This window comes from Streptomyces sp. NBC_01497 (assembly GCF_036250695.1).
GTDB lineage: Bacteria > Actinomycetota > Actinomycetes > Streptomycetales > Streptomycetaceae > Streptomyces.
The window spans coordinates 3301096-3318061 of the sequence record NZ_CP109427.1; the positions used below are offsets into that span (position 1 = coordinate 3301096).

General features: G+C 71.8%; 16 protein-coding genes, 3 tRNA genes and 1 pseudogene. 6 read left to right on the plus strand and 14 right to left on the minus strand.

The genetic code is table 11. The features are described 5' to 3' along the window. Positions 1–294 precede the first annotated feature (294 nt). Positions 295–843, minus strand: a pseudogene (locus OG310_RS14065) (TetR/AcrR family transcriptional regulator); the annotation flags it as partial. 163 nt (positions 844–1006) lie between these two features. On the opposite strand from OG310_RS14065, the gene OG310_RS14070 reads away from it, so the two are divergent. Continuing rightward, a complete protein-coding gene (locus OG310_RS14070) occupies positions 1007–1882 on the plus strand; it encodes a hypothetical protein (RefSeq protein WP_329456227.1) in 876 nt (291 codons plus the stop codon). A 210-nt stretch (positions 1883–2092) separates the two neighbouring features. On the opposite strand, the gene OG310_RS14075 is transcribed toward OG310_RS14070, so the two are convergent. From OG310_RS14075 to OG310_RS14095, 5 genes are all read right to left on the minus strand, one after another. Continuing rightward, a complete protein-coding gene (locus tag OG310_RS14075; RefSeq protein WP_329456228.1) occupies positions 2093–2521 on the minus strand; it encodes a MaoC family dehydratase in 429 nt (142 codons plus the stop codon). A 4-nt stretch (positions 2522–2525) separates the two neighbouring features. Further along, the gene (locus tag OG310_RS14080; protein WP_329456229.1) at positions 2526–2987 is read right to left on the minus strand and encodes a MaoC family dehydratase N-terminal domain-containing protein; all 462 of its coding nucleotides are present in this window, start codon (positions 2985–2987) and stop codon (positions 2526–2528) included. 393 nt (positions 2988–3380) lie between these two features. After that, the gene (rpmG, locus tag OG310_RS14085; RefSeq protein WP_054217192.1) at positions 3381–3545 is read right to left on the minus strand and encodes a 50S ribosomal protein L33; all 165 of its coding nucleotides are present in this window, start codon (positions 3543–3545) and stop codon (positions 3381–3383) included. A gap of 93 nt (positions 3546–3638) precedes the next feature. After that, positions 3639–3711: transfer RNA gene (locus tag OG310_RS14090), tRNA-Met, on the minus strand. A gap of 47 nt (positions 3712–3758) precedes the next feature. Then, a tRNA-Thr gene (locus tag OG310_RS14095) sits at positions 3759–3831 on the minus strand. Positions 3832–4458: 627 nt separating this feature from the next. On the opposite strand from OG310_RS14095, the gene OG310_RS14100 reads away from it, so the two are divergent. Both OG310_RS14100 and OG310_RS14105 read left to right on the plus strand, forming a co-directional pair. Next, positions 4459–5679: an amidohydrolase family protein gene (locus OG310_RS14100; protein WP_329456230.1), complete on the plus strand. Its 1221-nt coding sequence runs from the start codon at positions 4459–4461 to the stop codon at positions 5677–5679. Between the two features lie 295 nt (positions 5680–5974). Further along, the gene (locus OG310_RS14105) at positions 5975–6631 is read left to right on the plus strand and encodes an SDR family oxidoreductase (RefSeq protein WP_329456231.1); all 657 of its coding nucleotides are present in this window, start codon (positions 5975–5977) and stop codon (positions 6629–6631) included. A 277-nt stretch (positions 6632–6908) separates the two neighbouring features. Here the strand turns inward: OG310_RS14105 and OG310_RS14110 are convergent, their stop codons facing one another. The 3 genes from OG310_RS14110 to OG310_RS14120 form a co-directional block, all read right to left on the minus strand. After that, positions 6909–7940, minus strand: coding sequence for a glycoside hydrolase family 64 protein (locus tag OG310_RS14110; RefSeq protein ID WP_329456232.1), 1032 nt, complete (start codon positions 7938–7940; stop codon positions 6909–6911). Between the two features lie 385 nt (positions 7941–8325). Then, positions 8326–9099: a hypothetical protein gene (locus OG310_RS14115; protein WP_329456233.1), complete on the minus strand. Its 774-nt coding sequence runs from the start codon at positions 9097–9099 to the stop codon at positions 8326–8328. Between the two features lie 82 nt (positions 9100–9181). Further along, positions 9182–9263 (minus strand) — tRNA-Tyr (locus tag OG310_RS14120). A 223-nt stretch (positions 9264–9486) separates the two neighbouring features. Between OG310_RS14120 and OG310_RS14125 the strand changes: the two genes are divergently transcribed. The 3 genes from OG310_RS14125 to OG310_RS14135 all read left to right on the plus strand — a co-directional run bounded on the left by OG310_RS14125 (position 9487) and on the right by OG310_RS14135 (position 11454). Continuing rightward, positions 9487–9975, plus strand: a complete 489-nt coding sequence (locus tag OG310_RS14125) for a YajQ family cyclic di-GMP-binding protein (protein WP_329456234.1) — start codon at positions 9487–9489, stop codon at positions 9973–9975. 238 nt (positions 9976–10213) lie between these two features. Then, the gene (locus OG310_RS14130) at positions 10214–10762 is read left to right on the plus strand and encodes a methylated-DNA--[protein]-cysteine S-methyltransferase (RefSeq protein ID WP_329456235.1); all 549 of its coding nucleotides are present in this window, start codon (positions 10214–10216) and stop codon (positions 10760–10762) included. Next, positions 10759–11454 carry an alpha-ketoglutarate-dependent dioxygenase AlkB family protein gene (locus OG310_RS14135; protein WP_329456236.1) on the plus strand — a complete coding sequence of 232 codons (696 nt, stop codon included), beginning with the start codon at positions 10759–10761 and terminating at the stop codon, positions 11452–11454. Before OG310_RS14130 ends, OG310_RS14135 begins: the two co-directional genes overlap by 4 nt. A gap of 88 nt (positions 11455–11542) precedes the next feature. Here the strand turns inward: OG310_RS14135 and OG310_RS14140 are convergent, their stop codons facing one another. The 5 genes from OG310_RS14140 to OG310_RS14160 all read right to left on the minus strand — a co-directional run bounded on the left by OG310_RS14140 (position 11543) and on the right by OG310_RS14160 (position 16963). Then, positions 11543–11815: a GlsB/YeaQ/YmgE family stress response membrane protein gene (locus OG310_RS14140; protein ID WP_329456237.1), complete on the minus strand. Its 273-nt coding sequence runs from the start codon at positions 11813–11815 to the stop codon at positions 11543–11545. Positions 11816–12175: 360 nt separating this feature from the next. Continuing rightward, positions 12176–12574 carry a YccF domain-containing protein gene (locus OG310_RS14145; RefSeq protein ID WP_329456238.1) on the minus strand — a complete coding sequence of 133 codons (399 nt, stop codon included), beginning with the start codon at positions 12572–12574 and terminating at the stop codon, positions 12176–12178. Continuing rightward, positions 12571–13434 (minus strand): zinc metalloprotease HtpX, encoded by an 864-nt coding sequence (gene htpX, locus OG310_RS14150; RefSeq protein WP_329456239.1) that lies wholly within the window; start codon positions 13432–13434, stop codon positions 12571–12573. The genes OG310_RS14145 and htpX overlap by 4 nt, the downstream gene beginning before the upstream one ends. Positions 13435–13670: 236 nt before the next feature. Continuing rightward, positions 13671–15329, minus strand: a complete 1659-nt coding sequence (locus OG310_RS14155) for an NADH-quinone oxidoreductase subunit N (protein WP_329456240.1) — start codon at positions 15327–15329, stop codon at positions 13671–13673. Further along, a complete protein-coding gene (locus tag OG310_RS14160) occupies positions 15326–16963 on the minus strand; it encodes a complex I subunit 4 family protein (protein WP_329456241.1) in 1638 nt (545 codons plus the stop codon). The genes OG310_RS14155 and OG310_RS14160 overlap by 4 nt, the downstream gene beginning before the upstream one ends. Positions 16964–16966 lie beyond the last annotated feature (3 nt).

Sequence of the window (16966 nt, forward strand, 5' to 3'; positions counted from 1 at the left end):
GGTGGCAGCTGCGCTGATCGCGCCGCACTCACTTCGATTAGTTATTGATCAATAACTTTCGCGCCCAGGGGTCGGCGCCAGAAACAGCCGCCACATCCCCCGGCACGCGCCTGCCGTTCAGCCCGCGAGGGGCCGATCCCCGGCCGGCCCGCCGTCCGCCGGCCCGCCGTCCGCCGGCCCGCCGTCCGCCGGCCCCTCGGCCGCCGGCGCCTCGGCCGCCGGCGCCTCCCCCACCGGAGGTTCCTTCGCGGGCCCTTCCCCGACCGGCCCCAGCTTCAGCGGCCCGCTCTTCGCCGGCCGCGCCGACTCGTACACCCAGTCCCAGACCCGGTGCCCGGCGGGGAAACCCAGCGACACCATGGTGTTGATCAGCATTCCGTGCGCCATGAACTGGGCGACCGCTTCGTCGCCGGAGCCGAGCGCGTCCCCCGCCGCGTCCCAGACCTGGAGCCAGCCGCGTCGCAGCCGCTCCCCGAAAGCACTGTCGCCCGACGCCTCGGCCGCCGCGGTCGCCGCGTACATCTGCATCTGCATCAGAAGCCGGTCCGGCTGCTCCGCGATCCCCCGCTCATAGGCCGCGGCCATCGCGTGGAGCGCCTCCTCCCCCTCCAGCCCCTCCCCCGCGACGCGGAAGGCCTCGGCCATGTCACCGAGGCAGCGGTCGCACGCGGCCAGGAAGATCTCCTGCTTGCTCGGGAAGAGACGGAAGAGGTACGGCTGCGAGACGCCGACGCGCCGGGCGATCACCTCCGTGGAGGTGCCGTGATACCCGCCGCGGGCGAACTCGGTGATCGCCGCCCGAATGACGCTCTCGCGTCGTTCCTCCGCACTCATCCTGACCATGCGGACTAAGTTATTGTCCAATCACTAACTTCGTCAACCCGGCAGCTCCACTCCACGGCAGGGCGCGCGCCCGCAGGCGGTTCGCCCATCCGCCCTGCACGGGCACGGGCATGCGTTGTCGACTCACTCGACATGTCGAATGGGTCGACATAGCATCGTCCACGTGACCGCATCGAACGCATCGAACGAAGCCGCACGCATCGCCGCGCTGTCCGAGCTCATCGCCTGGGCCGAGCGCAGGGAACGTCTGAGCGAGGATCGCGCCGACGCCGTGGCCGCCGCCTGGCGCACCGGCACGCGCAACGTCGCCGAACTGGCCCGCCTCGCCCGCGTCTCCCGCGACACCGTCTACGCGGATCTGGCCGCCCGCGCCATCGACCTCGACTCCCGCGAGCGGGACGCACCGGACTCCCGGAAGGTCTCCGGCGTTCCACTGCGCGGCGACTCGGTGCGCACCGTCGCGAAGATCGCCGACGCGGTCGCCGTGCCCGCCTTCACCCACGCCCCCGAAGACCCCCTGGTACGCGCGACGCTCGCCGCGACGCGCGCCCTGGGGATCGTGGCCGACGTGCTGGAACCCCCCAGGGACCAAGGGCCCGGCTGGACCCCCCGGGAGACACTGCCCGGCCTGGAGAGCGAGGGGGAAGCTCTCGCGGACCACAGCCGTCGGGCCCTGGCCGCCCTCGCCGAACCCGCCGAGCTGGCGGAGGATTCCGGCAGTCACCGGCAGGCCCTGCTCGGCACCGGCCGGCACGCGGTCGCCGACGGCGCCGCCGTGACACTCACTCTGCCGACGGGCGAAGCCCTCACGCTCCACGTCGGACTCGACGGGACCGGCGTGACCCGCCTGACGAGCGACAGCGCCCACCTGGTCGGGGGCGCGGACAGCCTCGACCACCTGGAGGCGCAAGCGGCCCTGCGGGCCCTGGCCCGCATCGCCACCCGGCATCTCGCGCGGGGTGCCCTCGGCGACCAGCACAAGGACGCGGTCCCGGGAGGCCGCGTGCGCACCCGCACCGTCCCGAGCAACGAGACCTGACCCCACCCACGGCGCGCCGCACGAGGCGCCGGCCGCGCCGTGAACGGTGAGCGGTGAGCGGTGAGCCGTGAGCGGTGAGCCGTGAACGGTGAATCGGCAGACCGGCGCGTTCCTGTCCCACCGGGGCAGGCCCCGCCGGGTCAGGTCGTGCCGAGTCGGGTCGCGCAGGATCGGGCCAGGTCACGCCGGGTCGGGCCAGATCACGCCGGGTCAGGCCAGACGGACCAGCGCGCGCGCCAGCCCCAGCACCTTCTGGCCCTCGCTCGTCGCCGTGATGTCGACCCTGACCCGTCGGTCGTCCAGCTTCTCCGCGACCTTCGCCGTCACCTCGATCACCGCGCCCTTGTCGTCATTGGGCACGACGACAGGCTTGGTGAAGCGGACGCCGTACTCGACGACCGCGCCGGGGTCGCCCGTCCAGTCGGTGACCACACGGACCGCCTCGGCCATGGTGAACATGCCGTGCGCGATCACGTCCGGCAGCCCGACCTCCTTGGCGAACCGCTCGTTCCAGTGGATGGGATTGAAGTCGCCGGAGGCGCCCGCGTACCGCACCAGGGTGTCGCGGCTGACGGGGAACGTACCCGGCGGCAGCTCCGTGCCGACCTCGACCTCGTCGTAACCGATCTTCGCCGTCATGCCCTCACGCCCCCGCCGCGTCGTCGGCGGCACGCGCCACCAGCTTCATCCACGCCGACGCGACATGCTCGCCCGCCGCGTCGTGCACGTCTCCGCGCAGGTCGACGAAGTCGCTGCCCGCGCGCGTGGTGATGGCCTCGATGGTGGAGGTGACCGAGAGCCGGTCCCCCGCACGCACCGGCCTGGTGTAAGCGAACTTCTGGCTGCCGTGCACGACCCGGGTGTAGTCCAGGCCGAGGCGCGGGTCCGTGATGACCTCGCCCGCCGCCCGGAAAGTGACCGTGAAGACGAACGTGGGCGGGGCGATCACGTCCGCGTACCCGAGCGCCTGGGCGGCCTCGGGATCGGTGTGCGCGGGAGCGGTCTCACCGATCGCCTCGGCGAACTCGCGGATCTTCTCGCGCCCCACCTCGTACGGCGCGCTGGGCGGATAACTCCGCCCCACAAAGGACTGGTCGAGCGCCATGGAAGGCCGCTCCCTCCTGCTGTCTCACCGCCGGTCTCCCCGACAGAGCCGCGCCGCCCGGGCCGTACGACAGGTCGGCGGCCGGGGCAGCCCGGGGTCGGGCCGGTGGCTTCGTGGGTCAGTGGCTCGGCGGGTCCGCGAACCCGCCCGGTCGGTGACGTGGTCGGCCGCGAGCCCGCAGGCCCGTGGCGGGCCGTGTGGTGGCCGAGGGCCGACGGTCGGTGAACCGCTGGCCGGTCGGTCGCTGGTCAGCCAGTGGCCGGTCGGTCGGGGACCGATCAGTCGGCGGCCCGGTGCGTCGTCAGACCCGTCCGTGGGTCGTCAGACCGGTGGGTAGTCAGACGAAACGAGGCCGCCCCCGACATCAGGGGCGGCCTCGCATTCGAGCCTTGGTCAGCGCGTCTCGCGATGCGCCGTGTGCGCCTTGCAGCGCGGGCAGTGCTTCTTCAGTTCAAGACGATCCGGGTCGTTACGCCGGTTCTTCTTGGTGATGTAGTTCCGCTCCTTGCACTCCACGCAGGCCAGCGTGATCTTCGGGCGGACGTCTGTGGCAGCCACGTGAGTGCTCCTTGACGAACGGATGGATAATCAGGTATTACGCAAAGAAGAGTAGCCGATTGGAGGACCGACCCCGCAATCGGCTACTGTCTGTAGCGGTGACCGGACTTGAACCGGTGACACAGCGATTATGAGCCGCTTGCTCTACCGACTGAGCTACACCGCTCCGATGCAGGATCTCCCCGCCCGAAGGCGGAGATCACCGAACATCAGAGCCCCAATACGGAATCGAACCGTAGACCTTCTCCTTACCATGGAGACGCTCTACCGACTGAGCTATTGGGGCGAGCGATGAAGACATTACACGGTCGGTCGTGGTTCGCCCAAATCCGTTTTGATGCCCCGGGTGAGGCCTTCCCACGGGCATCGCGCCCGCTCCGCTCGCACGCCCCTGAAGGCGTCGTCCCGGGCGCCTCAGGGGCCACTTCAGGGGCCGCCCGACCGGGCGGTTCGCCCAGCGGCTCGCCGCGCGGTAACGGGCCGCCCCGGGAGGCACGGCCAGGCCGTCGCGCCCTCGTCCCGCCCTTTCCTGCCCCTCCCCTTTCCTGCCCCTCCCCTTTCCCGCCTCGCTTCTTGCCGCCCGGGCCGCCCGGGTCATCCGGGTCATCCGGGCCGTCCTGTTGTCGCCCGTCCCGTTCCCGTCCGTACCCGGCCGCCGGGGAAAGCCCCCGGACGTCAGAGCCCCCGCGGCCTTCCGACCCGGCCTCGACGAACCGTTCGGGACACCGGCAAAAGGCCCGGTCGGAACGGAAGGCTCCGCCGGTACGACTATTCCGCTCCTCCACGACGGTGTCCCCGGGCGGATCTAGGCTCGGTTCACGCTGCGTGATCTTGTGACGCGGCCTTCGCCCGCGCCGCCAGAACGCACCGCGGGCGGCACGAAGCGGACGACCGTACGAACAGCAGGAGCACGATGCCCGACAGTCAGCCGCAGCGGTCCGGCGGAGCCACCGACGACACCACCGCGCTGATCCTCTCGGCCGCCCGGCTCGTCGACGGCAGAACCGTCGACGTGCGGCTGAGCGGCGGCCGCATCGAGGCGGTCGGTACGGCGGGCTCGCTCGGCGGCCGGGGATCGCGCATCGACCTCGCCGGCTATCTGCTGCTCCCGGCGCCAGCCGAACCGCACGCGCACGGCGACACCGCCCTGTCCGCTGCCGGGCCGCCCGCCGACGGCACCGCCGAGACCGTACTGCGACGGGCCACGGAGGCGGCGCTGACGCAGCTCGGCCACGGCGCCACGGCGCTGCGCTCGCACGTACCCGTGGGTGACATCCACCGGCTGAGCAGGCTGGAGGCGGTCATGCAGGCCCGGCGTTCGCTGCGGGGTCTGTGCGAGGTGACGACCGTCGCCGTACCGAGGCTGCTCACCGGCCTGGCCGGTGCGGACGGCCTCGCCGCGCTGCGCGACGCGCTGAAGATGGGCGCCGACGTGGTGGGCGGCTGCCCCGACCTCGACCCCGACCCCGCCGGATACGTCGCGGCCGTGCTCGGCCTCGCAGCCGAGCACGGCCGCCCCGTCGACCTGCACACCGACGCGTCCGACCCCGCACAGCTCACTCGCCTCGCCGCGATGGCGGGCGGCCTGCGGCCCGGCGTGAGCGTCGGCCCCTGCGCAGGGCTCGGCCGGCTGCCCCGGAAGGCCGCGGCCCGCACGGCGGAGGCGCTCGCGGCGGCCGGGGTGAGCGTGATCTGCCTGCCGCAGGGCGGCTGCGGGAACTCCGGGCTGCGGGGCCCGGCGCCGGTTCAGGCTCTGCGGGCCGCCGGGGTCAGGCTCGTGGCGGGCGGCGGCGCGCTGCGCGACGCCTCGAACCCGGTCGGACGCGGCGACCCGCTGGAGGCCGCCTACCTGCTGGCCGCGCTGGGCGGACTGCGCCCGGCTGAGGCGTACGACGCGGTGAGCAGGGCGGCGCGCGAGGCGATGGGGCTGCCGGAGGTGCGGGTGGAGGCGGGCTTCCCCGCCGAGCTGCTGGCCGTACGCGGGGAGAGCCTGGCGGGGGTGCTGTCGCAGGCGTACAGCAGGATGGTGATCCACCGGGGACGCGTGGTGGCGCGGACCAGCGCGGTGCGGGAGTACTGCGACTCGGACAGCGGGGCGGTCTCGGCGCTTCCCCGGCAGGGACGGCCCGGCTGAGCACAGTGGCGGGCGGGGTTCGGGGCCTGCGCGACTCGGGGCCTGCGGAACTCAGGGCCTGCGCGACTCAGGGCCTGCGCGGCGGCTCGGCGGGCTCGGGTCGGGCGGCGGGCGCCGTCGGCGGACTCGGGGCGGACGACGGACTCGGTCGGCGGACTCGGGGCGGACGGCGGGCGCCGGACCTCATGCCCGACGGTGCCGAACGGTGCACGGCCCCGGCGCGTTCGGCCGCCCCGCCCCAGCGGCGTGTGATCCCGTTCGGCGGGAAGCGGCCCGCCGACGTACCGTCGTGACCATGCGCACTGTCATCGCAGGAGGACACGGTCAGATCGCGTTGCGGCTCGAGCGGTTGCTCGCCGCGCGCGGTGAGGAGGTCGCGGGCATCATCCGCAACCCGGAGCAGGCGGACGATCTGGTGACCGCGGGCGCGGAAGCGGTCGTGCTCGACCTGGAGTCGGTCTCGGCCGACGAACTCGCGACGGCCCTGCGGGGCGCCGACGCCGTGGTGTTCGCGGCGGGTTCGGGCCCCGGCAGCACGGCGGAACGCAAGGAGACGGTGGACCGCGCCGGAGCGGAACTGCTCGCGGAGGCCGCCGAGAAGGCCGGCGTACGCCGATATGTGATCATCTCGTCGATGGGCGCGGACTCCGCCCATGAGGGCGACGAGATCTTCGACGTGTACCTGCGGGCGAAGGGCGCGGCGGACGACGCCGTACGGGCGAGGTCCGCCCTCGACTGGACGGTGCTGCGGCCCGGCGCGCTGACGAACGACGCCGGTACGGGTCTCGTCGAGTTGGCCGAGAAGACCGGTCGCGGCTCGGTGTCGCGCGACGACGTCGCCGCGGTGATCGCGGAGCTCCTCGGGGCGCCGGGCGCTGCGGGCCTGACACTCGAACTGATCGGCGGTACGACTCCGGTGGCGGACGCGGTGCGGGCGGTGGCCGGGGGCTGACGGGTTCGCAGCCCGGGACGGGCGTCCCGCCGGCGCGAGCCACGGGAACGGCCACGGCCCCCGTCCACACCGGAGCAGGTGCGGGCAGGGGCCGCGGTCAGCCCGTGGTCAGTGCCGTCGCGGAGGGCCAGGCCCGGCATCCGGGCGCCCCCGCCCCGACCGAGGTCGCGAGCCGTCATGGCGTCAGAAACCCACGTCCGGCAGTGTGCCGGGCCAGAGGTGTCGTGGCGTCAGGGACCTACGTCCGGCAGTTCGGCGACTCCGAACCGTCGTGACGTCAGAAACCCACGGCCACTTCGAGCCACTGCGGGTTCGCGTGCGAGACGAACGACGACTGACCCGCCACGTCGTCGTACGGGAAGCCGTACGCGAGCCCGTTGATGGCGTGGTCGTGCCAGAACTTCGCGTAGTAGTTCGCCGGACCGGTCTTGTAGTACTGGCTCGGGTCGGACTGCTGGTCCGCCGGCAACTGCGCCACATGGCGGTTGAGCGCCGCGCACAGGGCGGCGTTCGAGGCGAGCGACCCGGCGCAGCCCGTGATGTTGGACGTCGACTCGTTGACACCGACCGACTGGGCGTAACCGGTGAAGTAGTCGGCGTACTCGCCTCCGGCCTGGAAGTCGGGCGAACCGCCGGGCGCGGGGATGCTGTACGGCGCCCGGACGTCGGCGAGACCCTGGAACTCGGTCGGCACCTCGCTCTTGAACTGCTGGAACAGCGCGTCCCTGCTCTGCTGGAAGACGTCGTAACTGTCACCGACCTGGGCGTCGTAGCCGTCACTCGCGTGCAGCCGCATGGCGAGCGGCAGGGCCCAGGCGTCGACGCGGGTGGTGTTGCCGTTGAACACCCCGGCGCCGACAGTGAATTCGATGAAGTCCTGGTACTGACTGTCCGGCGAGCCGAGGTAGAAGTACATCCGGCCGGCCGAGTTGGCCGGCATGTCGACGTACGGCTGCTCGGCGATCGAGTGCTCCTCGTCGCCGAACTTCCAGTACACCTGGTCGTCGGGGTACGCGCCGTTGGTGCGGTTGAGGATCTTGACCGTGAGGACGTTCTGCGCCGGCGGGATGGAGCTCGTGTCGCCCCAGAAGGAGTCCGGCGGGTTCTCGCCCGCGGGGGCGGCCGCGACGGCCGTGCCGAGGGGCGCGTCGGCGGCGAGGGCCGTGGACGGCGAGGCGGTGGCCGCGGCGCCGAACAGCGCGAGCGCCATCGCGACGGAGGCGGTCAGCCGCACGGTGGTACGGCGGCGACGGGTCCGTGTCGCGAGCGCGGTGGGTGTTGACGGAGCTGACGGAGCTGTGGGGGGCATTTGTTCCTCCCTGGCTGCGGAAGTACGAAGCGGACGTGCCGGCCGCCCAGCCAGGTGACGGCCTTGTCCGACCCGGAAAAGAACACGCGGTCAGCACGGCGGGACCACCGGATGGGGCGGCGGTCGAGCCTCTGAGAGCGCTCTCAGAGCCTTTACTTCTCGCATGTACTTGTCAAGAGATCGTGGTCGGGCGATCGGGCGCGGCAGGTACCGTCAGGGCCGGCGTCCGGGACACGCAACGAGCGGAGCCAGGCCGCCCGGGTCCCCGAGCGCGCGGAGCGGGCCGTCCGGGCCGGCGCCCGGGACCCTCGGTGGGAGCGGTCCGGACCCCGTCGGCAGTCGACGCCCCAAGACCCCGGCCGGCCGAGGGCCGGTCCCGGTCCCCTCAGGAGGCGTCGTCCTGACGCGGCGCCGCACGCTCAGGGTCGAACACGCCCCGGAACTGCGGAAAACGTTCCGCCCGGGGGTCCAGAAGATCGAGCAGCATGACCAGCTGACGCTGAATGTCCTCAAGTCGCGGCACGGCCGGGCCGGTGTCGACGGCCAGTTCGTCCACGTCGTCCAGCAACCGCTGGAACCAGCCACGGAATGCCTCGTCGTGATCGAGCCGGGCACAGAACTCGGCGAAGCCGAGACACCGGCGCCGCTTCGGATCACCGTCCGGATGCACCATCAGCTCCCCCACCGCGCGCTGCTCGGCGCGGAACAGGCGCAGTTCGTTGCTGTCCGGCGCGATCGCGCTGAGCGAGTGCCCGACCTTGGAGATCTGCGCCATCACGCTGCGGTTCGTCGCCGAGTTGCCGAGGTCCAGGAACTGCACATCGCGCCGGAGTATCTCCACCCAGCCCAGGTATTCGGCCAGGACGAACACGGTGCTGCGGCGGGCGTATTCGGCCTCCTGCTCGGTACCGCGCGTGAGGAACGACGTCAGGTAGCCGACCCTCTCACCGGGCGCGCGGTCCACGACGTGCCCGCGCAGGATGTTGAACACCCTCCCCTGGAAGTCGAACGCGGCCCACGCGAGGGACGCGCCGTACGAATCCATGAGCGTGCGCTGCTCCATGGTCCGCAGCCGCTGCTGCTGCCAGTACCCGAGGACCGCGGTCGCGGAGGCACTGGCGAGCGCGACCCCCGCGGACACCCACGACACCACGTCCACAACCGTTCCCCCTCCGAACCGGCGCGGTCAGCACAACGGCCCCTGATCTGCGTCTCGCAGTTCAGGGGCCGTTTGTTCCACGTGGCGGCGCCAGGATTCGAACCTGGGTAGGCTAAGCCGGCGGATTTACAGTCCGCTCCCATTGGCCACTCGGGCACACCGCCATGGGATGTGTCGCTTTTCGGGGCTCACCTGGGTGAGCACCCCGTGGCGACGTCGTAAACGATACCCGATCGGGAAGGGTGCTCCGCCACCGGATTGATCCGTCCTTCCCGCACGGCGGGGTGACTAGGCTTGCGTGGAGCGGTCGGTTCGTGTGCGGCCGTGACCGGGCTGGTGAGAACCGCCGCGCCGGGACCCCCACCGACATCAAGGAGCCACAAGGACATGGCCGACTCCAGTTTCGACATCGTCTCGAAGGTCGAGCGGCAGGAGGTCGACAACGCCCTCAACCAGACCGCCAAGGAGATCTCGCAGCGCTTCGACTTCAAGAACGTCGGCGCCTCGATCGGCTGGTCCGGCGAGAAGATCCTGATGGAGGCGAATGCCGAGGAGCGGGTCAAGGCCATCCTCGACGTCTTCCAGTCCAAGCTGGTCAAGCGGGGTATCTCGCTCAAGTCGCTGGACGCGGGCGAGCCGCAGCTCTCCGGCAAGGAGTACAAGATCTTCGCCACTGTCGAGGAGGGCATCTCCCAGGACAACGCCAAGAAGGTGGCGAAGATCATCCGCGATGAGGGCCCCCGGGGCATCAAGGCGCAGGTGCAGGGAGATGAGCTCCGAGTCACCTCCAAGAGCAGGGACGACCTCCAGTCCGTCATCGCGCTGCTCAAGGGCAAGGACTTCGAGTTCGCGCTCCAGTTCGTCAACTACCGCTGACCGTCGGCCGGGGGGGTGGCGGCCGGTGGGTGGCGGCCGGGGGCGCGCCTCCGCGGCGGCGTTCAGGCGCGGGAGCCGAGGCTGAGCCCCGGGACCCGGCGCCCGGGGCCCGCGAGCGAGGGCCCGGGTCGTACGGGAGCCCGGGCGGGGAACCGAGGCGGCGGTTGCGATGTCCGGAAACCGCCGGTCTCCTGGTCCGGGTCCGACCAGACTCGGCATCCGAGGAAAGGAGTCGGACATGTCAGTGACCACACGCGTGACCCCGCCCACGGTCCCCACGACCCTGTACGCGACCGTCGGCAGTCCCCTCGGTGAGCTGCTGCTCTCCGGGCAGGCGGCACCGGACGCTCCCGGCGGCACCGCGCTGGTCTCCCTCGCACTGCCGGGCCAGAAGGGCGCCGCCGGGGTGCTGGACGGCTGGGTGCGGGACGACGCCGCGTTCACGGAGATCGCCCGCCAGCTCGCCGCCTACTTCGCGGGCGAGCGCACCCGCTTCGACATCGCGTACGCGGAGGGGCCCGGCGCCACGGACTTCCGGCGCCGGGTGTGGCGAGCCGTCGACGCCATCCCGTACGGCACGACCGCGACGTACGGGCAGATCGCCGTGCAGGTCGGCGCGAGTGGCGCCGGGGTGCGCGCGGTGGGGTCCGCCATCGGCCGCAACCCGCTGCTTGTCGTGCGGCCCTGCCATCGCGTGATCGGCGCGGACGGCGCGCTGCGCGGCTACGCGGCCGGACTCGGGCACAAGGAGCGGCTGCTCGGACTGGAAGGCGCGCTCCCGCGGTGACTCCAGGGACGGGCACGGGCACCGGCGAGCTGTTCCCACGGCCTCGCGCGGTCGTGGCGCCCGGCGCCGTGCACGTACCGGGGTGGCTGTCGCCCGAGCGGCAGCGCGAACTGGTGGCGGCCTGCCGGGCCTGGGCCGCCGGCCCCGTTCCCATGCGGCACACCCGGCTGCCGCGCGGCGGGATGATGTCCGTACAAACGGTGTGCGTGGGCTGGCACTGGCAGCCGTACCGCTACACGCGCGCCGCCGGTGACGTGAACGGCGAGCGGGTCGTGGACTTCCCCGACTGGCTCGGCGACCTGGGGCGGGAGGCGGTGGCCGCCGCGTACACGGGCGTCCCCGGCGCGGAGTCGTACGCACAGGGTCTCTACGCGCCGGACACCGCTCTCGTGAACTTCTACGACGGTGCCGCGAAGATGGGCATGCATCAGGACAAGGACGAGAAGTCCCTGGCGCCCGTCGTGTCGCTGAGCATCGGTGACCGGTGCGTCTTCCGCTTCGGCAACACGCAGGACCGGGGGCGGCCCTACACGGACGTCGAGCTCGGCTCGGGCGACCTGTTCGTGTTCGGCGGGCCCTCCCGGCTCGCGTACCACGCCGTGCCGAAGGTGTATCCGGGGACGGCCGGGCCCGGGACCGGGATGAGCGGCGGACGGCTGAACATCACGCTGCGCCAGACCGGTCTCGGCTGACCCTCTCGTGCCGGGCGCCGGGACCGGCGCCGGACACGCGGCGGTGCCGTGCGGTGACGGCGGCTCGGGTCAGCGGCGGCGGCCCGGGTCAGCGGCGGTCGCGGGAGTTGCCGAATATCAGGCGGTAGGCGATCAGCAGCACCAGCGCCCCGCCGATGGCGGATATCCAGGTCGGGCCGTCGAAGAAGCTTTTGTTGATGGGGTGGTCGAGCCATTTGGCCGAGATCCAGCCTCCGAGGAACGCGCCGACGATGCCGGTCAGCACGGTGCCGATGATGCCGCCCGGGTCCCTGCCCGGGAGGAGGACCTTCGCGATCGCGCCGGCGATCAGGCCGAGCACGATCCAGCCGATGACGCCCATGCCATGCACCCGTTTCTTCCGTGTACTTCACGCACGCTCGCGTACGTCGTGCCTGTCTTCCCGCGGTGTTGTCGCCTGTTGAGACGCGGCACGGACGCCACGCGGTTGCGCGGCGTCCGTGAACCTCATGTGCTCATCATGGACGGGGGCACTGACAGTCCCGTCGCCGGACCCCCACGTCGGGGCTCAGCGGGCCCCGGCCCGGCCTCGGAGGAGCCGGTCCGGAACGGGAACGGGGCTCGGTGGAACGGGACGGGGCTCGGTGGAACGAGAACGGGGGCCGGGTGGAACGGGACCCGGCGGAAACGCAGACGGGGCCCGGTGGGGTCTATCGGGGGCCGGCGGCGGCCGCCGGTCCGGTTACCAGCGGGTCTGCGCGAACGCCTGGTCCGTGGGAACGATCTCCTTGCCGAGCGGCATCAGCGAGAGCGGGATCAGCTTGAAGTTCGCCAGGGCCAGCGGGATCCCGATGATCGTCACGAACAGCGCGATGCCCGTGAAGATGTGTCCCAGCGCGAGCCACCAGCCCGCGAGGACCACCCACAGCACGTTGCCCACCAGGGACCCCGCGCCGGCCTCCGGGCGGTCGATCGCCGTACGGCCGAACGGCCACAGCGCGTACGCGCCGATCCGGAACGCGGCCAGCCCGAACGGGATGCCGACGATCGTGATGCACAGCACCAGTCCGGCGGCCAGATATCCGAGGAACATCCAGAAGCCGCACAGGACGAGCCAGATGATGTTGAGGATTGTCTTCATGGTCGGCGACCTGCCATCTGTTCGAGGCGTGCAATGCGTTCGGCCATGGGCGGATGGGTCGAGAAGAGTTTCGAGACACCCTGGCCGGGCCGGAACGGGTTCGCGATCATCATGTGGCTCGCGGCTTCGAGGCGCGGCTCCGGGGGCAGCGGGAGCTGCTTGGTGCCGGCGTCCAGTTTCCGCAGGGCGGACGCCAGGGCCTCGGGGTCGCCCGTGAGCTGGGCACCGGAGGCGTCCGCCTGGTACTCGCGGGAGCGGCTGACGGCCAGCTGGATGACGGACGCGGCGAGCGGTCCCAGAAGCATGATCATAAGAAAGCCGACGATGCCGGGGCCTTCGTCGTCGTCCGAGTTGCCGATCGGGATCAGCCACGCGAAGTTCACCAGGAACAGCACGACCGAGGCGAGCGCCCCGGCGACCGACGAGATCAGGATGTCGCGGTTGTAGACGTGGCTCAGCTCGTGCCCGAGCACACCCCGCACCTCACGTTCGGTGAGGATCTGCAGGATTCCCTCCGTGCAGCACACGGCGGCGTTGCGCGGGTTGCGCCCGGTGGCGAAGGCGTTGGGGGCCTGCGTCGGTGAGATGTACAGCCTCGGCATGGGCTGCCGGGCCGCCGTCGAGAGCTCACGGACGATCCGGTACAGCTCGGGCGCCTCGAATTCGCTGACGGGACGCGCCCGCATGGCACGCAGTGCCAGTTTGTCGCTGTTCCAGTACGCGTAGGCGTTGGTGCCGAGCGCGACGACGACAGCGACGATCAAGCCCGTACGGCCGAAGAAGCTGCCGATGACGATGATGAGTGCGGACAGTCCTCCGAGGAGTAGGGCGGTCCTCAGCCCGTTGTGCCGGCGGTGCACGGTAGGCCCTCCAAGTCCTGCGGCAGGGGAACCCTTCGCTTGCTGCTGCTCCACTTCCTACAAGTGGACGCTTTCGTACTGGTCAACGCCAGGCGGGAGAATCCGGTTCCCCGGTCCCGCGGGGGCGGCCGAGTGCGCCGTACGGGCGGCGGGGTCCGTATCCCCACCACCCGCCACCAGGTGCGGGGCCTGGCGTACGAGGCCCTGCGGCCGGTCCTCCTTGACGGCGTGCGCGGTCAGAAGAGGTTCATGTCCGTGAACCGCAGCACCAGCTGGGGGGCGCCCGACAGGGCGATGCCCGCGACGGCCGCCAGGGCGACGGCGGCCACGACGGGACGCGGCGCGCGCGGCACTGTCACGGAGGCGGCCCCGGGCAGGATCGTGGGCGCCTCGTCCGCATCCCCGGACACCGGATCCGGGGACCGGAACAACAGGGCCGTCCACCGCAGGTAGTAGTAGAGGGCGCACGCGACGTTGGCGGCCATCACGACGGCGAGCCAGCCGAGGCCCGCGTCGACGGCCGAGGAGAAGACGGTGACCTTCGCGAAGAGGCCGATGATGCCGGGCGGCAGCCCCGCGAGGCACAGCAGGAAGAAGGCCAGCGCGAGCGCCGTGACCGGGCGGCGCGCGTACAGGCCCCGATAGTCCTCGATCCGGTTGAGCGGGCTCGTACGGGCCACCAGGGTGGCGACCCCGAAGGCGCCGAGGTTCACGGCCGCGTACATCAGGGCGTACGCGACGGTCGAGCCGATACGCCGCTCGCCCGCGTATCCGGCGGCGGCGATCGGCACCAGCAGGTAGCCGGCCTGGGCGACGGAGGACCAGGCGAGCAGCCGGACCGCGCCCCGCGCCCGGGTGGCGGACTGACGCAGCGCCGCGACGTTTCCGACGGACATCGTGAGCGCGGCGATCACCGCGAGGACGGGACCCCACAGGTGCGCGTAGGGCGGGAAGGCGACGACGGCGACCAGGATGAGTCCGGAGAAGCCGACTGCCTTACTGACGACGGACAGGTACGCGGCGATCGGCAGGGGGGCGCCCACGTAGGTGTCGGGAACCCAGAAGTGGAAGGGCGCGGCCGCCGTCTTGAAGGCGAAGCCCACCAGGGTGAGCAGGACGCCCGTCCTGGCGAGGATGTGCAGTTGTCCCTGCACGTGCGGGAGGGCCGCGGCGATCGCGGTCAGGTGGAGCGTGCCGGTCGCCCCGTAGACGAAGCTGACGCCGAGGAGCATCACGGCGGTCGCCGCGACCGAGGACAGGAAGAACTTGAGCGCGGCCTCGGCGGAGAGCCGGTCACCGCGCCGGATCCCGACCAGGGCGAAGGCGGGCAGCGAGGCGATCTCCAGCGCGACGACGAGCGTGGCCAGGTCGCGGGCCGCCGGGAGCAGAGCGGCGCCGGCGGCGGAGGACAGCAGGAGGAACCAGTACTCGCCGGGAAACGCACCCGCCTCTGTTACGGCTCCTCGCGGTCGGCGGGCGTCCGTCGCACCCGCCTCGTCGCCCGTGCCGCCGGCAGCCGCGCCCGTGCCGGTGCCGCCGGCGCCCGGCGTGACAGCGCGCCCCGGCATGGACAGCAGGGCCGTGAGGAGCGCGCCGCCGAGCACCAGCAACTGGATGACCAGGGCGAAGTGGTCGGCGGTGTAACTGCACAGGTGGCCGCCGTGCCCGTCGGCGCCGCCGGTCAGGCAGAAGGTGGCCCGGTCGCCCGCACGCAGCGGGATCAGGGACAGCAGTGCGAGCGCGAGACCGCCGACGGAGAGGCCGCCGAGGAGCGGCTTGCGGCGCTCCTCCACAAAGAGATCGGCCACGAGGACGATCAGCGCGACGGCCGCGGTGATCGCGGGGGGCGCGACGGCGAGCCAGTCGACGGACTGGATGAGAGTCCCTGCGCTCATGAGGCGCCTCCCGCGAGCAGCCGGTGCACGGCGGGGTCGCTCAGGCCCAGCAGTACGGCGGGCCACAGCCCGGCCAGGACGGTGAGCGCGACGAGCGGACTCCAGGCGGCCAGCTCGTGGGCCCGCACGTCGGGCAGGCGCGGCAGCGGACCGCCGGGCTCCCCGGTCGCGAAGCCCGGCGTCCCGGTCGCACCGTCGCCGTGACGTACGCCCATGCAGACGCGCCGCACGACGGTCAGCAGGTACGCGGCGGTCAGCAGGGTCCCGAACGCGGCGACGGACATGAAGGTCAGGAAGGCCGGGCGGCTGAGCCCGGCGGCGGGGCGGAACGCGCCGAACATGGTGAGCATCTCGCCCCAGAACCCGGCGAGGCCCGGCAGCCCCAGGGAGGCCACGGCGGCGAACGCGAGGAGGCCCCCGAGACGCGGGGCGCGACCGTAGAGCGCGGCGCCGGTGGCCCCGGCGAGGGTGTCGAGGTCCGCGGTGCCGTAGCGGTCCTTGACTCCGCCGACCAGGAAGAACAGCAGGCCGGTGATGAGCCCGTGGGCGATGTTCGCGAACAGTGCGCCGTTGACCCCGGTGGGTGTCATCGAGGCGATGCCGAGGAGCACGAAGCCCATGTGGCCGACGGAGGAGTACGCGATGAGGCGTTTGAGGTCCCCGCCGGCGCCGCGCCGGACGAGGGCGAGGCACGCGAGCGATCCGTAGATGATCCCGGCGACGCCGAGAGCCGCGAGGTAGGGAGCGAAGACGCGCATGCCGTACGGGGCGATCGGCAGGACGATCCGGACGAATCCGTAGGTGCCCATTTTGAGCAGGACGCCGGCGAGGAGGACCGAGCCGACGGTCGGAGCGGCCGTGTGGGCATCGGGCAGCCAGCTGTGCAGCGGCCACATCGGGGTCTTCACCGCGAGCCCGACGCCGATCGCCAAAACCGCGATGACCTGCGTGGATGTGCTCAGCCCCCGGCCGTTGTCAGTGGCGAGTGCCACCATGTCGAACGTACCTGCGCGAAGTCCGATCAGCAGCAGGCCGAGCAGCATGATCACCGAGCCGAGCACGGTGTAGAGGACGAACTTCGAGGCGGCAGCCTGCCGCCCGCCGGTCACGCCCTCGTCGCCGCCCCAGCGCGCGATCAGGAAGTACATCGGGATGAGGACCATCTCGAAGGCGAGGAAGAAGAGGATCAGGTCCAGGACGGCGAAGGTCGCCAGGGTGCCGGATTCGAGGAGGAGCAGGAGGGCCACGAAGCCCTTCGCGCCGGGTCCCTTCGGGGGCCTGAAGTAGCTGTGGAGAGCGCAGAGGAAGGTCAGCAGGGCGGTCAGCACCAGAAGGGGGAGGGAAATGCCGTCTATGCCCAGGTGGATGCGGATGTTCATGGCCGCGATCCAGCTGATGTCCGTCGTGGCCTGCATGGTCGACGCGTGGTGCCGGTCGAAACCGAGGGCCAGTGCGATCGCGGCGGCGAGGACCACGCCGGTGACGATCACGCCGTGGCGCAGCACGGCCCGCTCGGGGCCCGGCCCCCGCAGTCCGGGTGGTGCGGGCAGGAGCGCGGCGCCCGCGCCGATGAGCGGGCCCACGACGATCACGGCGAGAAGGATCTTCATCACGGATTCGCTGATATCGAGCACGGC

Bases quoted from the DNA above. Each gene is read 5' to 3' on its own strand.
- OG310_RS14075 (WP_329456228.1), bottom strand. From the start codon at position 2,521: ATGACGGCGAAGATCGGTTACGACGAGGTCGAGGTCGGCACGGAGCTG.
- OG310_RS14080 (WP_329456229.1), bottom strand. From the start codon at position 2,987: ATGGCGCTCGACCAGTCCTTTGTGGGGCGGAGTTATCCGCCCAGCGCG.
- OG310_RS14100 (WP_329456230.1), top strand. From the start codon at position 4,459: ATGCCCGACAGTCAGCCGCAGCGGTCCGGCGGAGCCACCGACGACACC.
- OG310_RS14105 (WP_329456231.1), top strand. From the start codon at position 5,975: ATGCGCACTGTCATCGCAGGAGGACACGGTCAGATCGCGTTGCGGCTC.
- OG310_RS14110 (WP_329456232.1), bottom strand. From the start codon at position 7,940: ATGCCCCCCACAGCTCCGTCAGCTCCGTCAACACCCACCGCGCTCGCG.
- OG310_RS14125 (WP_329456234.1), top strand. From the start codon at position 9,487: ATGGCCGACTCCAGTTTCGACATCGTCTCGAAGGTCGAGCGGCAGGAG.
- OG310_RS14130 (WP_329456235.1), top strand. From the start codon at position 10,214: ATGTCAGTGACCACACGCGTGACCCCGCCCACGGTCCCCACGACCCTG.
- OG310_RS14140 (WP_329456237.1), bottom strand. From the start codon at position 11,815: ATGGGCGTCATCGGCTGGATCGTGCTCGGCCTGATCGCCGGCGCGATC.
- OG310_RS14145 (WP_329456238.1), bottom strand. From the start codon at position 12,574: ATGAAGACAATCCTCAACATCATCTGGCTCGTCCTGTGCGGCTTCTGG.
- OG310_RS14155 (WP_329456240.1), bottom strand. From the start codon at position 15,329: ATGAGCGCAGGGACTCTCATCCAGTCCGTCGACTGGCTCGCCGTCGCG.